Source organism: Zobellella taiwanensis, from assembly GCF_003012795.1.
GTDB classification, from domain to species: Bacteria; Pseudomonadota; Gammaproteobacteria; order Enterobacterales; family Aeromonadaceae; genus Oceanimonas; species Oceanimonas taiwanensis.
The window spans coordinates 1-1,222 of sequence record NZ_PXYH01000047.1 but is presented as its reverse complement, the minus strand read 5'-3'; the positions used below and the strand labels follow the sequence as shown (position 1 = coordinate 1,222).

Annotated in this window: 1 protein-coding gene; it reads left to right on the top strand. The window is 70.9% G+C overall.

The features are described 5' to 3' along the window. Window positions 1–1,222: hypothetical protein (locus C7I36_RS17495; RefSeq protein WP_219899690.1), on the top strand; the 1,222-nt coding region annotated here is incomplete at both ends.

Here is a 1,222-nt window from a genome sequence, read left to right as displayed (position 1 = left end):
GCGATCGACACCGGCAAGGGCACCCTGACGGTCAAGGGCGACGGCACCTGGGTGTTTGTGGCGGCGGCCGGCCTGGACCATCGTCAGGCCCAGGGGCTGAGCTTCAGCCTCCAGGCCACCGACGGCGACCGGGACACCGACGAGGCCGGGCAGACGATCAGCATTGCCGACGGCGCCGGCCCGGTGGGGGGCGGCAGCATCAGCCTGCAGGTGGACGACCAGAACCTGGCCACGGGCAGCACCCCGGCGGGCGCGGACAGCGACAGCGCGGTGCTGACCTTCAGTGCCGGGGCCGATCCGCTGGCCAGCCTGGCCTTCAGTGACGATCTGTCGGGCCTGCATGCCAGCCTGAGCTGGGAGCGGGTGTCTGATAGCGAAATTGTCGGCCGGGACAACGGCGAGCCGGTGGTGCGGCTGAGCCTGGTGGCGTCGGCGGACAAGACCCAGGCGACGGTGACGGCGACCTTGCTGAGCAACTACGGCCAGCACCCGGGCATCGATGCGGACGACGTGCAGTCGCTGGGGACGGTGGCGGTGGTGGCCACCGACCTGGACGGGGACGAGGCGAGCGGCAGCGTGAGCCTGTCGGTCTCGGACGACATGCCGAGCGTGAGCGTGGCCGGGCCGGCCACGGTGGTGGAAGGCGAGCGCATCAATGGTAGCTGGAGCCTGGTGGCCGGGGCCGATGGCGCCAGCACGCAGGTGCTGTTCGACGGTCAGGCGTATGACCTGGACGAGGCGATCGACACCGGCAAGGGCACCCTGACGGTCAAGGGCGACGGCACCTGGGTGTTTGTGGCGGCGGCCGGCCTGGACCATCGTCAGGCCCAGGGGCTGAGCTTCAGCCTCCAGGCCACCGACGGCGACCGGGACACCGACGAGGCCGGGCAGACGATCAGCATTGCCGACGGCGCCGGCCCGGTAGGGGGCGGCAGCATCAGCCTGCAGGTGGACGACCAGAACCTGGCCACGGGCAGCACCCCGGCGGGCGCGGACAGCGACAGCGCGGTGCTGACCTTCAGTGCCGGGGCCGATCCGCTGGCCAGCCTGGCCTTCAGTGACGATCTGTCGGGCCTGCATGCCAGCCTGAGCTGGGAGCGGGTGTCTGATAGCGAAATTGTCGGCCGGGACAACGGCGAGCCGGTGGTGCGGCTGAGCCTGGTGGCGTCGGCGGACAAGACCCAGGCGACGGTGACGGCGACCTTGCTGAGCAACTACGGCC